Annotated in this window: 9 protein-coding genes and 1 pseudogene; 1 reads left to right on the forward strand and 9 read right to left on the reverse strand. The window is 61.8% G+C overall.

What is annotated here, in order from left to right; translation table 11 throughout:
• Positions 1–3: 3 nt before the first annotated feature.
• The 9 genes and pseudogenes from RAD04_RS26530 to RAD04_RS26570 all read right to left on the reverse strand — a co-directional run.
• Positions 4–957 (reverse strand): ABC transporter permease subunit, encoded by a 954-nt coding sequence (locus RAD04_RS26530; RefSeq protein WP_461626130.1) that lies wholly within the window; start codon positions 955–957, stop codon positions 4–6.
• Between the two features lie 80 nt (positions 958–1037).
• Positions 1038–2369, reverse strand: a complete 1332-nt coding sequence (locus RAD04_RS26535) for an extracellular solute-binding protein (RefSeq protein WP_461626131.1) — start codon at positions 2367–2369, stop codon at positions 1038–1040.
• Positions 2370–2537: 168 nt separating this feature from the next.
• Positions 2538–4163, reverse strand: coding sequence for an FGGY-family carbohydrate kinase (locus RAD04_RS26540; RefSeq protein WP_461626132.1), 1626 nt, complete (start codon positions 4161–4163; stop codon positions 2538–2540).
• A 22-nt stretch (positions 4164–4185) separates the two neighbouring features.
• Entirely contained in the window at positions 4186–4914 is a 729-nt protein-coding gene (locus tag RAD04_RS26545) for an SDR family oxidoreductase (RefSeq protein WP_461626133.1), read from the reverse strand.
• A gap of 27 nt (positions 4915–4941) precedes the next feature.
• Positions 4942–6198, reverse strand: a complete 1257-nt coding sequence (locus RAD04_RS26550; protein WP_461626134.1) for a sugar ABC transporter permease — start codon at positions 6196–6198, stop codon at positions 4942–4944.
• A complete protein-coding gene (locus RAD04_RS26555) occupies positions 6195–7019 on the reverse strand; it encodes an ATP-binding cassette domain-containing protein (RefSeq protein ID WP_461626135.1) in 825 nt (274 codons plus the stop codon). Before RAD04_RS26555 ends, RAD04_RS26550 begins: the two co-directional genes overlap by 4 nt.
• A gap of 60 nt (positions 7020–7079) precedes the next feature.
• The gene (locus RAD04_RS26560) at positions 7080–8153 is read right to left on the reverse strand and encodes an ABC transporter substrate-binding protein (protein WP_183231547.1); all 1074 of its coding nucleotides are present in this window, start codon (positions 8151–8153) and stop codon (positions 7080–7082) included.
• 199 nt (positions 8154–8352) lie between these two features.
• A complete protein-coding gene (locus tag RAD04_RS26565) occupies positions 8353–9237 on the reverse strand; it encodes an AraC family transcriptional regulator (RefSeq protein WP_461626136.1) in 885 nt (294 codons plus the stop codon).
• Positions 9238–9843: 606 nt separating this feature from the next.
• A pseudogene (locus tag RAD04_RS26570) lies at positions 9844–9963 on the reverse strand (ABC transporter substrate-binding protein); the annotation flags it as partial.
• 425 nt (positions 9964–10388) lie between these two features.
• Between RAD04_RS26570 and RAD04_RS26575 the strand changes: the two are divergent.
• Positions 10389–16265 (forward strand): ATP-binding sensor histidine kinase, encoded by a 5877-nt coding sequence (locus RAD04_RS26575; RefSeq protein WP_461626160.1) that lies wholly within the window; start codon positions 10389–10391, stop codon positions 16263–16265.
• Positions 16266–16312: the final 47 nt, after the last annotated feature.

A 16312-nucleotide genomic window follows, 5' to 3' on the forward strand; every position in this document is an offset into this window, starting at 1 on the left:
CGGCTAGACCCCGTAATTGACCTTGCGGTCGAAGTAGCGGAATTGCAGCAGCGTGCAGATCAGCGCAAAGCTCATCAGGAGAACCGACTGTGCAGCGGAAGAGCCGAGATCGAGATTGACGAAGCCGTCGACGAAGACCTTGTAGACCAGAATGTTGGTTGCACCGGCCGGGCCGCCCTTGGTCACGGCATCGATGATGGCGAAGGTTTCGAAGAAGCCATAGATGAAGTTCATCACCGTGAGGAAGAAGATGGTGGGCCCGAGCATCGGCAGCGCGATCGAGACGAAGCGGCGGATCGGTCCCGCGCCATCCACGGCGGCAGCCTCCATCAGCGACACGGGCACCGCGAGCAACCCCACGACCAGAAAGATATAGTCGTAGCAGATGTGCTTCCATGACGCGGCCAGCGTCACCAGGATCAGCGCATCGGTCGGATTGAGGTTGGGGTCCCATGCAATACCGAGCCCGTGCAGCACCTGCGCGAGCGGGCCGACGGCGGGATTGAATAAGAAGGCCCACAGGATGCCGGCGATCGCGGGCGCTATGGCATAGGGCAACAGGATGATCGTGCGATAAGCCGAACGGCCGCGTACGATCCTGTCGGTGGCAAAGGCCAGCACGAGCGCGCTGCCTAATGTGAGCACGTTCTGCGCCACCGTAAACCAGAACGTCACCGCGATCGACTGGCGGTAGTCGCTGCTCGCAAGCAGCGTCTTGAAATTATCGAGCCACACGAACTGAACGTTGGTCCCGAACGGATCGCTGAGCAGAACGGACTGCATCAGGGCCCGCAGCGACGGAATGAAGAAGAAGAACAGCAGGATCAGAAATTGCGGCAGCAACAGCAAAGTCGGCAGGCCGGGACCGTCGCCGAAATTGGCCCGCTTCAGTCCGGCCTCCTCACGCGGCCGCGTTCTCCCCGACGGACGCGATCTACCGGCGGCAGCCGCCGGCACGGCCTTCGACCCTCCGCCCCCGTGCCTTCCCTGAAGCACGGGTGCGCGTGCCTCGCGCCACGGGATGGACAGGCGCAACGTCATGGACGCTCGGTTTCCGGAGTCTTCCCGGCATTCAGCTTTTCGAACTGCCGCAGGATCTCGTTACCCCGCTTGACTGCGTCATCCATGGCCTGCTGCGGCGGCTTCTGACCGGCGAACACCGCCTCTACCTCCTGGCGTTGGGCCAGCATCGTCTGCACGAAGTTGCCAAAGCGGAAGCCGCGCGAGTTCTCGTTCGGCGTGCCGCGCGAGAGCTGCAGCACCGCGATCTCCCTGGTCGGATGATCCTTGTAATAGCCCCGCTCCCGCGCGAGTGCATAGGCGCGGTTGGTCGCGGGAACATAGCCGGTTGCGCCGTGCCACCAGACCTGGGTTTCCGGCTGCGCGACGAAATCCAGGAAGGCCGCGACGGCCTCGTATCGCTCCGGCGTGTGGCCCTTCATGACCCAGATGGCCCCGCCCCCGATGGTGCTGTTGAGAGGCGGATTGATGTCGCTCTCGTGCGGCAGGAAGGTGGCGCTCCAGTTGATGGTCGCATTGCGCTCGATGTTGCCGTGCGAGGCGGTCGAATTGACGAAGGTCGAGCACCGCCCCGACGTAAACAATTGTTCCGGACTGAAGCCCTGACCCGCGATCTGCATCACGCCGTCATCGAGCCATTTCTTGAGCCGCGCGACTTGCGAGACCACCTTCGTCTTGTTGTAGACGAATTCGGTGCCGAGCCCGTCGAAGCCGTTCGCAAGCGTACCGTAGGGCTGGTTGTTGATGGCGCTGTAGTTCTCGAGCAGGCTCCAGTAGAAATCGCCGGGCAGCACCGTGCCGCACTCGCTGATCCCCTTGGACTTGATGGTGTAGAGCTGCTTCTCCAGCTCCTGCCAGGTGTCGGCCGGCTTGTCGAAGCCGGCCTTCTGGAAGTGATCCTTGTTGTACCAGAAGATCGGCGTCGACGAGTTGAACGGCATCGCTGACATCCGGCCCTTGTAGCTCCAGAAGCTTGCGACGGGTTTGATGAAGTCCGAGAAGTCGATCTTGTAACCCTTCTGCTCCACCAAATCCTGCACGGGGACAATGGCCCCTGAAAGCAGCATCGTCATGTAGCCGCGCTCGGCGATCTGCACCATCTCCGGCGGCCGCTTGGCGCGATAGGCGGCGATCACCCCGTTGGTCACCTCGTCATAGTTCCCCTTGGCGACCGCGACGACCGTGTACTTGTCCTGCGACTTGTTGAACTTCTCGACCAGCTCATTGAGCCGGTCGCCGAGGACGCCACTCATGGCGTGCCACCACTGGACTTCGACCCGCGCCTGCGCCGGACCAACCAATGCCAACGCGCCGAACAAGGCCGCAATGAATGCGACTTTCCTACCCATGAGCAGCCCTCCCTCGCCGGGCATAAAGACCCGGGATATACATTTGTATTTTTATCATGACATATGTGTCGAGATGATGAAAGAGGGTCGAATGTCCCTCTCCGTCGGGCAGTGCCGGCGTCGGAGGCAAGTCGTGCCTGGGGACGCCGGATCCGGTCGGCAAAGGAGCTACGAAGCGCTTCGAATTGCCCGGCCGACCTTCTGCAGCGCTTCGAAGGCTCCAAAGCGCCGATCGGCCCAATCCGCCAAAGCGGCCTGGGGTCGAGAGATGTCTCCCAGAACCGACATCGCCTGCATCGCCTCGCCGAGATTGGCATAGTCGCCCGATGCAACTGATCCAAGCATCGCGGAGCCGAGCAGGACGGCCTCCGGGGATGCCGACGCAGCCACCGTCAAACCCGTCATATCGGCGAGGACTTGCCGCACAAGGCGGCTCTTTGCGGCGCCACCGCTGACCACGATCGTATCGACCGCGATGCCCCTGTCCTGCTGGGCGCGAACGATCTGCCTGGCCCCGCAACCGAGACCGCACAGCCCGGCAAGATAAAGCGCCAGCAGGCTCTCCAGATCCGAGCCCATATCGAGCCCGGCAATCAGCGCACGCGCGTCAGGGTCCGCGAACGGCGCGCGATTGCCGAGGAATTCGGGAACGACATGAACCTCGCCGACCAATTGCGGAATCATTCCGTCACCGCCGCGGGATTCGGTTTCCGAAGCGAGCCAATCGGCAAGCGTCTGCTGCTTCTGGCGTGCAGCCTGCGTCGCTTGCGCGGAATGCGGATGCATCTGCAACAGATGCTCGATGGCAGCGCCGGCGGCCGACTGCCCGCCTTCATTGAGCCAAAGCCCGGGCACCATGGCGGAGAAATAGGGTCCCCACACGCCGGGGACGAACGACGGATCCGGCGTGGTCGTCATGGTACAGGCGGACGTTCCGAACACATAGGCCATGCGCGTCAGCACCGTGCCCGCCGTGCCACGCGCGCCCACCGTACCAACACCGCCGGCATGTGCATCGATGAGGCCGGCAGCGACCGGCGTACCCGTCGCGAGTCCGAGATCGGCCGCAGCCTCCGCCGTCAGACCCGCCGCCAGCCTCGTTCCGCCGGGCACGATCTCGGTGCCGATCCTGCGGAATTGCTCGTCCGCGAGCACGCCGAGGCCGACCCTGCGGAAGAATTGATCGTCCCAGCGGTTTTCATGACCCAGATAGGTCCACTTGCAGGTCACGGTACAGATGGAGCGAGACAGGCTCCCCGTCGCACGCCAGGTAAGAAAATCGGTCAGGTCCATGAACTGCCACGCACGGGAAAACGTGTCGGGCATGTTTTCGGCGAGCCACAACAGTTTCGGCGTCTCCATCTCGGGTGAAATCGTTCCGCCGACATAGTCAAGAACCGTCTCGCCCGTCTGGTTGATCCGGCGCGCCTGATCGCCGGCGCGGTGATCCATCCATACGATGACGTTGCGGGCGGGATCGCCGGACGGCCCGACGGGCAGCGGCGCGCCCCCTTCGCCCAGCACCACCAGCGAGCAGGTCGCGTCGAAGCCGATGCCGGCGATGCTGTCGGGCGCGATGCCGGCCTGTGCCACCGCCCCACGCACGCTGCGGCATACGGCACGCCAGATGTCCTCGCTCGAGTGCTCGACGATGTCGCCGGCCTCCCGCCAAAGTGCGATGGGGGAGCTGTCACTCGCCATCAGCCTGCCGGAGCGGTCGAACACGCCGGCCCGTGCGCTGCCGGTGCCGACATCGATGCCAAGAAAATGGCGGTCATCGGATTGTTTGGTCATCTGGATCGCCAATCGGAGAATGCTACAGATCGTTGCTCTGCGGCAGAATGACGAGGTCGCGGATGGTGACGTTCCTCGGACGCGTCAACATGAAAAGCACCGCCTCTGCGACCTCCACCGGCTGCATCAAGCCACCTGCCGCCATTTCTTCCTCGATCTTCTCCTTGGGCCAGTCCTTGATGAGAGCGGTCACGACGGGACCAGGCGCAACGGCACCGACGCGCAATCCATGCTTGGCGACCTGGCGGCGCAGCGTATGCACGAACGCCTGCACCGCGTGCTTGGAGGCGGTATAGATCGGCTCCCAGACGACGGGGACGAGACCTGCGATCGAACTGGTGACGATGATGTCGCCGCTCCTGCGCTCGACCATGTGCGGCAGCACCGAATGGATCGACCGGAAGAGCGCATTGATGTTCAAATTGAGCATGCGATCCCAGGCGTCGGGATCGCCGCCGAGCACCTCGCCGCCGACATAGGCGCCTGCATTCGCATGGAAGATGTCCAGCTGGCCCGCCTTCTCCAGCAGAAGCGGCATCATGGCTTGCATGCTCTCGGGATCGGTGAGGTCGATGCGTAACGGAATCGCCTGATCGCCCAGCTCGACGCAGGCTTTGCTCAGCGCCTCCTCCGCCCGATCAATCAGCACCACCCGCGCGCCCGCGCCGATCAATGTTCTGGCGCATTCGAGACCGATGCCCGATGCGGCGCCGGTGATCGCGGCAACTTTTCCTGAAAGTTCCTGGGCCAAGGCTTGTCCTTTTCTTGTGCGGGTTATTCAAGCTCGGCCATGGGAGAGGCGTGAGCGTCGCGCGAGCGAATCGACGATGACCGCAATGGCAAGGACCGCGCCCGTAATCATGTACCGTAGCGACGAGGAGAGATCGAGCAGCGTCAGGCCGCTCGCGATGGACTGAATGACGATGACGCCGAGCAGTGCGGAATAGGCGCTCCCGCGACCGCCGAACAGGCTCGTGCCGCCGATGACCGCGGCGGCGATCGCGTTGAGATTTACATCCCCGGTCCCGGCCTGCTGGCTGGAAGATGCCAGCCGCGCCGCGGCAAGAATGCCGCCGGCCGCCGCCAGCGTGGAGCACAGCACGAACGCGGTCAGATAGACCCGGCGAACGTTAATGCCGGCCCGGCGGGCCGCCTCGCGATTGCCGCCGACGGCGGACATCGAGCGGCCCCATTTGGTCCGCGTCAACGCGTAGTTCATGACCACGCACAGGCCGACGAACAGTCCGAACATCCACGGAATGCCACGGCCGAGATTGAGATAATAGACGACGAATTCGAGCAGGACGGTGACCAGCAGCGCCTTCAGCACCATGCGGCCGAGCGAACTGGCCGATAGCCCTGCCTGCCGCCGGCGCAACGCTGTGCGGTAGCTGGTCACGAACATCACAAGGCTCGCGACCGCCGCCAGCACGTAGGACACGATTGGCGGCATGACGAGCATCTGCCCGAAATTGACCAGCGGCGATCCGTACGGAAGATTGATCGAGCCCGAGGAGCCGAGCAGATACAGCTGCAGGCCCAGCCACCCCAGCAGGCCGGCCAGGGTCGAGACGAAGCTCGGCATCCCCAGCCGATTGAACAGAAATGCGTAGAGCGCGCCGATGGCAGCGCCCAGCACCAACGCCGTGACGATCGCCACAGCGACCGGCCAATCCTGACCGACCCAAAGCACGCCGACGAGCGCCGAAGCAAATCCGCTCACCGAACCGACCGAGAGGTCGATCTCGCCGACCATCAGGATACAGACGATGCCCAGCGAGATCACCCCCACCGTCGAACAATCGAACAGCAAATTGACAAGGTTGTTCGGCGCCAGGAAAACAGGGTTGAGACTCTCGAACGCCGTGCAGATGACAATGAGCCCGACGACCACCGGCAGCGAACCGAGGTCGCCCGACCGCACGCGATCCACAAACGCGCTGAACATGTTCCCAAATGTGTCCGCGTGCTTGACCCGCTCATCACTGCGGTCGAGCAGGCGCGCGGTCGAAACCTGTTGCGTGTCGTCGGTCATCGCCCAAGCCCCGGCGACGGATGGGCGTGGCGCCGGCTGGCGCGGCGCGAGACCGAGTTCTCGTCCGCACCGGTGATCGCGGTGACGAGATCCTGGTTGGAAGCGTCGGGCTCGAACTCGCCGTTGTTGCGGCCGAGGCGCAGTACCACGATCCGGTCGGCGACCGCGCGGACGTCCTCCATGTTGTGACTGATCATGATGACGCCGAGGCCGCGGGCGCGAACGCGCTCGACGAGGTCCAGCACCTCGGCGGTCTGGGCGACGCCAAGTGCGGCGGTCGGCTCGTCGAGCAGGATGAGCTTCGGCTCGGTGAGGAGCGAACGCGCGATCGCCACTGTCTGGCGCTGTCCGCCGGAGAGCGACGCAACCGGCTCGCGCACGCTCGGGATCCGCGCCGACAATTCGTTGAGCAGCGTCCAGGCGCGGAGCTCCATGGAGACCTCGTCGAGCCGCATCGGATTGAGCTCGCGGCCGAGGAAGATATTTGCGACCACATCGAGGTTTTCGCAGAGCGCCAGATCCTGGAAAACGGTGGCGATGCCGAGGCCGAGCGCAGTGGACGGATCGGACAGGACGACCGGCTCGCCGCCGAAGGCGATCGTTCCAGAGCTGGGCTGGTGCACGCCGGCAAGGATCTTCACCAGCGTGGATTTTCCAGCACCGTTGTCGCCCACGAGCGCCACGACCTCGCCGGCATGCACGTCGAGATCGACATTGGTCAGGGCGGACACGGCGCCGAAATGCTTGGAAATTCCGCGAAGACTCAAGACCGGCTTGCGCGGTCCACCCTGCGCGTGATCGACATCCGAGATCGTGGTCATGTCCTAGTCCGTCCTCTCGTCGTTCGTCCCGGCCGCAGCGAGCGGCCGGGACGGACGCAGTTATTGCGTGATGCCGAGCTTCTTACAGCCGGCGGCATAGCGGCCCGTGCAGAGTTGATCGGCCGTCTGGATCTTCTTGTCGATGATCTCCGCCTTCAGGTTCTCCTGAGTGACGACCGCCGGCACGAACAGCTTCGATGGCGCATTGAAGAGCGTGGTTTCCGCCTTGGGTGTCTCGCCGGAGAGGAACTTCACCGCGGCCTGGGCCGCCGCGGCGGCCACGATCTCACTGGGCTTGGAGATCGTGTTGTACTGATCGCCGGCGATGACGAGCTGAAGCGCGGCGATCGTCGCATCGTTGCCCGTCACCGGCGGCACCGGATCGACGCCTGCGGCCTTGAAAGCGGCAATTGCACCACCGCCGGTGCCGTCGTTGGCGGCCACCACGCCGAGGATCTTCTTGCCGAAGCGGGTGACCTGGCCGCTCGCCCATTGCTGCGCCTTCGGCGGCGCCCAGTCCGGCGTGTCGTATTCGGCGAGGATCGGATAGCCGCTCTTATCAAGGCCCGCGTGGATGCCCTTCTTGATGAGCCCCGCAGCGGCATCGGTCGGCGATCCATTGATTTCGAGCACGCCCTCACCTTCCTTCGCCGTGACGTTGGCGGCCTTCAGATGCTTGATGAGCGAGTCGGAGATGGCCTTGCCGATGGCTTCGTTGTCGAAGGAGACGTAGAAATCGACCTTGGCGTCGGGGACCGGCCGGTCGTAGGCAATGACCTTGATGCCCTGCGACTGTGCCATCTTGACCAGGGAGGCCGCAGCGGTCGAGTCGACAGGGTCGAGCACAATGACCTTGGCGCCCTGCGAGATCACCGAGTTGAATTGCTGTTGCTGCCGTGCCGCATCTGCGCCGGCGTTCTGGTAGATCACCTTGCAACTTGCGCAGAGCTTCTTCATCTCAGCAGCGAAGCCCGGATAGTCATGTTGTTCGTAGCGGGTGGACGCCTGATCCGGCATCAGGAAGGCAACGGTCGCGTCCTTCACCTCTGCGGCCTGCGAGAACATGGCCGTTGTGCCGAGCAGCGACAGGGCCAGGGCCAGTGTGCCCGTATGTTTCGGGGAGAACCTTTTCATTCGGACTTTCCTTTCCAGAACTAGAGTGCTGTGGTTGATCCTTGAAGATGGACCCTCGCGGCTCCCGTCCCCGGCGGCGATGAGTGCCGGTGCTCCGAAGCCGCGCGGAATTCCTGGACAAGCGATTCCTGTCGCGGGCTGCCATCGGCATGCCCGCGTCATTCTTCCCGTGGTAATCTCCTCCTTTGCTTTTCGCCGGCTAGGCCGCGCGTGCCGTATCGATGTTCTGCGCGAGCAATCGCCTGAAGCGCGAAGGCGGCATGCCTTTCTCGGCCAAAAACTGCCGGTTGAAATTAGAGAGATTGTTGAAGCCGACCTCGAAGCAGATGTCGGTGATGGACGCCTGCTCGTCGCTCATCAAGATCTGGCAGGCGAGATTGATGCGCAGCCGCTTGACGTATTGCACCAGCGACATGCCGGTGTGCCGGCGGAAGGAACGCGAAAACGCGCTTTGCGACTGGCCTGCGATCGCCGCTAGCTCAGCTTCACCGAACGGCTGCGTCAGGTTCTGCCGGATGAAGGCGAGCGCCTTGTTCATCCCCGCGGACATGTATCCCGAGGGGTCAGGCAAATAGTTCGGGCTGGAGAGCGGACGCGCGCTTCGGGCGCGGGAGAGCGTTCCCAGGATCATCAGGAACAGCTCGATCCGGCGCACACCGTTCGCCGACGCGATCTCCTCCATCAGTGGAGCGATCTTGTCGCTGGTGCTGCGGGTGAAGAGCGCGCCGCGCCGCGAGAATTCCAGCAGCGCAGCAAGGCCCGAGAGCTCGGGCATGACCTTCGTGAGGTCGCCGATGAATTCTTCGCTGAACTGGAGGATACGTCCGCGCAGCGGGATGGTGCTCCCCGGCGGCAGGTCGCTCACCCAATTGTGCGGCAGGTTGGGGCCGGTAAGAACGAGATTGCCCGGCTCGAACTCGCCAATGAAGTCGCCGACGAAATACCGACCGCTGGTCGCCACGACCTGGTGCAGCTCGTATTCAGGGTGGAAATGCCAACGGACCGTGTGGAATGGGTAGCCGTGCGACCACGCCTTGAACGATTCGCCGCGCCGTATCTGGACAACTTCCAGGTCCGGTTCCATATCCGCTCCCTTCGGGCCGGTGCGGTTTTTGATGATCCGCCCCTGTTCCCTTATCGGCTGAATTTGCTCAGCGCTTCCTCTCGTTAGGGATCGTAGCGACCGGTATCCGGGCCCGCCACCACGATTTCAATGTGCAACTGATACTTTTTTGATCTGCAGCACACAGCGGCCCCGTAACCGGGTCCGCACTCTCCACGAAACGGCGCCTCACAACACCGACTCTACCGAAGGTACGGTCTCGCGCACGCACGGCGGTTACGGACAGCAGGTCACGGTTGCGCGGAAGGATTCCGGTGATTGGGGCTGTCTGTTGCCACTCGCTTCAATCCTCGGAATGAGCTGCGACAACCGAGGCCCTTTGGTGCAACAGAAAAAGCGATAGCCCTGCGATTCCAATAATTTATCCTAATCGCTCAATGGGATGAAGCACGAAAATGTGCACTCCAAACTAGATGAAATTGCACACGTTTCTACCCGTTTTGACCTCTCAGTATACACGCGCGAACTCGCGCGCAGCCGTCGGTCGTCGCCATGTTGATGGAGGAGCACAAGCGGAAGGAGCAGAGCCGACCCGATGCCGCCGGATGCGATCGACTGATTGCCGGGCTACTTCGTCAATCTGAAGCGCCCTGCTTCCACCTTGATCAGAAACGCCGAGCGCTCGTCGTAGCCGTTGTGATCGGTTGCGCTCGTCGTGGACAGGCCGTTGTTCAGATACACCTCCTTGCGAGGTTGGCCGCCCGAGATGGACATTAAGTCCCTTATGCAGATGGACACCGTGAGATCCATCTGGCGATCTCAACTGACTGGAGCCTATTTTCGGTCTGGCAACATTGCGCAGTCAAACCGAAGCGAAGTTCGGCACGACGTTGCATTGAAGATGCAACAAGCGATGTGATGTCAGCGGCTGACGTGCCCCCGCGCGATCCAGACCTCTTTCCGATAGCGCTGAGCGGGCATAAACCAGTGATTGCGAGAAACGTCTGCGGACGATCCGCGCCGCTTCTTCGCGGTGCTTTGGCAGCTCCAGCTTAGGCTGGGCACACCTGCGCGTTTGTGGCAGATTCAGAGCCTAGGAAAGCACCTCCTCACCCAGCATTGGGTCACTTGGAGGCTTCCGGTTGAACCCCATCGTTTTCGGTTCGACGCGCATGGACAACAGGTTCCAAGTGCTATGGGAGGACGATGCCCGCATCTTTTGCCGGGCTTTGTGTCCGGATTCCGATACCACCTGCAGAGTTGTATTGGCGGTACTTCCCAAGGCGAAGCACGCTTCGTCCGGCATCCTCGATCGGCTCGCTCACGAGTTCGAACTGAAGGACCAGCTGGATGGCGCGTGGGCAATGCGGCCGCTCGGGCTGGAGTACGACGGTGGTCTCCCTGTTCTACTGCTTGAGTATCCTGGCGGCCAGCCGCTCGAGCAGTTGCTTGGTGCGCCCATGGACATCGAGCCCTTTTTGCGACTAGCAATCGAGATCGCGAGCGCCTTGAACAAGGTGCATCAGCGCGGCCTCGTTCACAAGGACGTTAAACCGGCGCATATACTGGTAAACTGCGACGACGAACGGATCCGGTTCACCGGCTTCGGTATCGCTTCGCGCCTGGTCCGCGAGCGACGCACGCCCGGGCCGCCCGAGTTCATCGTGGGCACGCTGCCTTACATGGCACCCGAACAGACCGGCTGGATGAACCGCTCGATCGATTTCCGTAGCGACCTCTACTCGCTTGGTGTGACGCTCTATCAAATGCTGACTGGCTCGTTGCCGTTCACCGCGGCACGTTCGATGGAGTGGGTACATTGCCACATCGCGCGAAAGCCCGTACCGCCTAACGAGCGCCTGGGCACTGTACCGACTGCAATCTCGGCCGTAGTACTCAAGCTGCTCGCCAAGTCCGCCGAGGAACGTTATCAGAGCGCGCCGGGCCTTGAGCATGATCTACGCCGCTGCCTGCATGAATGGGAAACCGGACGTCGGATCGAACACTTTGCACTCGGGCAATATGACACGCCCGACCGACTGCTGATCCCCGAAAAGCTCTATGGAAGAGACCGCGAGATTGAAATCTTGCTGGTCGCGTTCGACCGCATGCTCAAGAGCGGCGCTCCGGAAGTGGTGCTGGTTTCCGGCTATTCCGGCGTGGGCAAGTCCTCGGTGGTCAATGAGCTCCATCATCGGCTTGTTCCGTCGCACGGACTGTTCGCATCGGGCAAGTTCGATCAGTACAAACGCGATATTCCGTATTCGATGCTGATCGAGGCATTTCGGAGCCTCGCGAGGTCTCTTCTAAGCAAGAATGACGTCGAACTCGCGAACTGGCGCCAAGCCTTTCAAAATGCGCTGGGCGCAAATGGCCAGCTTGTTGCCAACCTGATTCCTGAATTGCGGCTGATCATAGGAGAGCAGCCTCCCGTTCCTGATCTCCCGCCACCGCAGGCACAAAACCGCTTTCATCACGTACTGCGGCGCTTCATAGGGGTATTCGCACGTTCCGAGCATCCGTTGGTACTTTTCCTCGACGATCTTCAATGGGTCGACGCCGCTACGTTGGATCTCATTGAGGATCTGTTGACCCGGACCGATCTGCAATACCTGATGCTGATCGGGTCCTTTCGGGACAACGAGGTCACCGCCGCCCATCCGTTACGGCGTCGGCTTGAAGCCATACAGAACGCTGGCGCAAACATACAACAGATCATCCTCGCGCCGCTTGCCGGCGAACACACTTCGCACCTGATTTCTGATGCTCTAGGCTGCGATTTGCTGCATGCGGCGCCGCTCGCGCATTTGATCCACGACAAAACGGCCGGCAATCCATTCTTCGTGAATCAGTTCCTCCACGTACTTGCGGCAGAAGGCCTCGTCCGCTTTGATCATGATGCGAGGTGCTGGTGCTGGGATCTGGATCGCATTCACGCTAAGGGGCACACCGACAACGTCGTGGATTTGATGATCGCAAAGCTGGCACAGCTGCCGGCTGACACACAGAACACGCTGCGAGAGTTGGCCTGTCTCGGAAATTTCGCCGAAACCACGACACTCGAGGTCGTCCTCGGGCTCTCCGAGCAGCAGGTTCATGCGGCGCTCTGGGAGGCGGTCCGCCAGGAATTGATCGAGCAACAGGCTGACGCCTACAGGTTTGTCCACGACCGCGTACAGGAAGCCTGCTATTCGCTGATCCCGGAGCATCAACGCGCGGCGCTCCATCTGCGAATCGGGCGGCAATTGCTGGCGCAGACATTCGGGGAGAAGCGCGAGAAGGCGATCTTCGCAATCGTCAATCAGCTCAACCGCGGCGCGGCCTTGATCACCTCGCGAGATGAACGTGTGCAGCTTGCGGAGCTCAATCTGACGGCCAGCCTGCGCGCGCGGGCGTCGGCGGCCTACGCGGCATCGCTCAATTACGCCGTAACTGGTGCGGCATTGTTACCGCACGACCGTTGGGAGAGCTTCCAGCGGCTTGCTTTTTCGCTCGAGTTGCATCGCGCCGAATGCGAGTTCGTGACCGGCGCTGTCGTTGAGGCGGAACAGCGCTTACAGGAACTGACGACGCGAATCTCGAGTGCAACCGACCTTGCAGTCGTCGCACGCCGGCTGGTGGATTTGTATACGGCGCTAAGCAAGCCGGACCGCGCTGTGGGCGCCGGTCTTAGCTGTCTGGAGCAACTCGGGATTCGATGGCTGGCCCACCCGAGCGATGATCGCGTCCGACAGGAATACGAGCGCGTCCGATCTCGCCTCGGAGACCAAGCCATCGAGGAGGTGTTGGATCTGCCGCTGATGACCGACCCGCTCGCACTGGCCATGTTGGATCTTTTGACGGCCCTCATGCCGCCTGCATTCTTCACCGATACGAACCTTCGCTCGCTGGTGGTCATCAAAGCGGTGGATTTCAGCCTGGAGTGGGGGAACAGCGATGCTTCCTGCGTTCCCTACGTCATGTTCGGCGCCATTGCCGGCGCGCGCTTCGACGACTATGAGGCGGGGCTTCGATTGAGCCGTATCGGCACTGAGCTGGTCGAGCGGCGCGGATTTTCGCTCGTTCAAGCGAGGACCTACCTGAACTATGGCAACCTTGTCCTTTCATGGACAAAGCCCCTCCGGCACGCGCGAGACGCGTTTCGACGCGCATTTGAGGCGGCGAGCAACAGTGGCGATATCACGTTCGCTGCCTTCAGCTGCGCCAGCCTGAATACAAATTTCCTTGCTGCGGGCGATCCGCTTGCAGACGCACAACGCGAAGCCGAGCACGGATTGCGATTGACCGAGAAGGCAAAATTTGCGCTGATCGGCGACATCATAAAGCCGCAACTCGGGCTCATCCGGATGCTGCGTGGCCTGACGCGGCGGTTCGGCGCTCTTCACGACAACCAGTCCGACGAGCTTCGGTTCGAGCGGCATCTGGCTGCTGATCGGGCGCTCGCATTACCTGAGAGCTGGTACTGGATACGCAAGCTGCAAGCGTGCTTCTTTGCCGGCGACTATGTGTCGGCCGCTGCCGCCGCAGCCAGGGCTCGGAGCCTACCGTGGTCACCACCTCAGCTATTCGAAACGGCGGAATACGAGTTCTATGCAGCATTGGCCCACGCTGCATGCTGGGATTTGGCCGCCCCTGAAGAACAGCAAAGGCACTTTGAAGCGCTGACGGTCCACCAGCAGCAGCTCGAATTGTGGGCGCAAAATTGCCCTGAGAGTTTCGCGAGTCGCGCTGTCCTCGCCGGCGCAGAAATCGCCCGCCTCCAAGGCAGAGAGCTCGACGCGGAGCGTCTCTATGAACAAGCCATCCGCTCCGCCCGCGGCAACGGCTTCGTCCACCACGAGGGACTCGCTTACGAAATGGCCGCCCGCTTTTACGGCACGCGTGGCTTCGAAGAGTTTGCTCGCATCTATCTGAAAAATGCGCGCGATTGCTATGTTCGTTGGGGGGCGGACGGCAAGGTGCGGCAACTTGAGGACATCCATCCGCACCTCAAGGAGGTGAGATCAGAGCCCGGCCCGATGAGTACCATCGGGGCGCCGGTCGAGCATCTCGACCTCACTACGGTGATCAAGGTGTCTGAAGCGGTATCAGGCGAGATGGTCTTGGAAAAGCTCATCGAGACGCTGATGCACACGGCCATTGAACAAGCAGGCGCTGAACGGGGTCTGTTGATCCTGTCGCACGAGAACAACGAGCCGCGCATCGAGGCGGAAGCCACGACAACCGGCGAGAGAGTGACCGTCGAACTGTGCGATGCAGCGGTGACCGAGGCTCTGGTTCCGGAATCTGTTCTCTATTACGTAATGCGGACCAGAGAGTGCGCTGTTCTCGAGGATGCCGCCTGCCAACCTCCTTTTGCTACGGACCCCTACCTTAGTCAGCGCAAGCCTCGTTCCATTCTTTGCTTGCCTCTCATCCACCATGGGAAGCTCATCGGGGTGCTCTACCTTGAGAATACACTGACGCCCCACGTTTTCGCACCCGCGAGAGTCGCTGTCCTAAAACTTCTCGCCTCACAAGCGGCAATCGCGCTGGAAAATGCGGCTCTGTACCGCGATGTCAGAGAACGCGAAGCGAAGATCCGCCGCCTTGTCGACGCCAACATCATTGGGATCATCATCTGGGAGCTTGAAGGTCCCATTCTGGAGGCCAATGACGCGTTTCTGCGCATCGTCGGCTATGACCGTGAGGATCTCGCCTCTGGTCGCCTACTCTGGACTGCCCTGACACCGCCGGAATGGCTCGACCGGCACGAACGATGGTGGATTCCGGAACTCAAGAAGATGGGGAGAGTACAGCCGTTCGAGAAGGAGTATTTCCGTAAGGACGGAAGCCGCGTGCCGGTCTTGATCGGAATGGCTGCGTTCGACGAGCAACGGGACCAAGGTGTCTCCTTTGTCGTCGACCTGACGGAGCGTAAGCGGTCCGAAGAGGCTCTGCGGGAGAGCGAAGAGCGTTTTCGTACTCTCGTGCAGTTCTCTTTCGACGTGTACTGGGAATCAGATGCGGACCATCGCTTCATCCGCCAGGAGTTCGCCGAAACCGTTGCTGACGCCCCCACATCGAGCTCTGAACTTGGTAAAACGCGCTGGGAAGTGCCCTACTTGGAGCCCGACGAGGAGGCTTGGCGCATGCATCGGGAGACGCTCGATGCCCACCTGCCGTTCCGTGACTTCGAGCTCGCGCGCCCTACGGCCGACGGCCGCAAGCGCTACGTCTCCGTCTCCGGGATGCCGGTTTTCGACGAGTCCGGCCAGTTCATCGGCTATCGCGGCGTGGGACGCCACATCACCGAACAGAAGCTCGCCACGGAGGCCCTGCGCGAGATGCAGACGGAATTGGCGCATGCCAACCGCCTCGCCACCATGGGCGAACTCACGGCCTCGATCGCCCACGAAGTAAGCCAGCCGGTCGCCGCAGCATCCATGAATGCTGGTGCGGCCGCGCGGTTCCTTGATAGAGACCCGCCCGATCTCGAGAGGGTCAGGCAATCACTGGACTGGGTCATTAACGATACTGCGCTCGCCAGCGACATCATCCAGCGAATTCGCGATCTCATCAAGAAAGCACCGCCCCGGAAGGATAATTTGGATATTAACGAAGCGATCCGGGACGTGATTGAGCTTACCCGCGGCGAAGCGATGAAGAACGGCGTCTCGGTACAAACAGAACTTGCAGACAGCTTACCGCTTGTGGAGGGCGATCGTGTCCAATTGCAGCAAGTGGTCCTTAATTTGATTGTCAATGCAGTCCAGGCAATGGGCACCATGGCGGACGACGCGAGAAGGGTGCTTATCACCACCGGTGAGGCCAGCCCAGATCGTGTTCTTGTCGAGGTGCAGGACTCGGGACCGGGGTTGGCAGTGGAAAATCTCGAGCACGTCTTCACCCCCTTTTACACGACGAAGCCGAGCGGGCTCGGGGTAGGATTGTCCATCTGCCGTTCGATTATCGAAGCTCATGCCGGGCGCTTGTGGGTGACGCCTACCCGGCCCCGCGGAGCGACTTTTCACTTCACCGTGCCGGTCCATCCCGCAGACTCTTCCTGATCATCGCCTGCCCGTGCTTCTCCATGATAGGACGAGTCCGACTTCCC

The organism is Bradyrhizobium sp. 25ACV, from assembly GCF_054863005.1.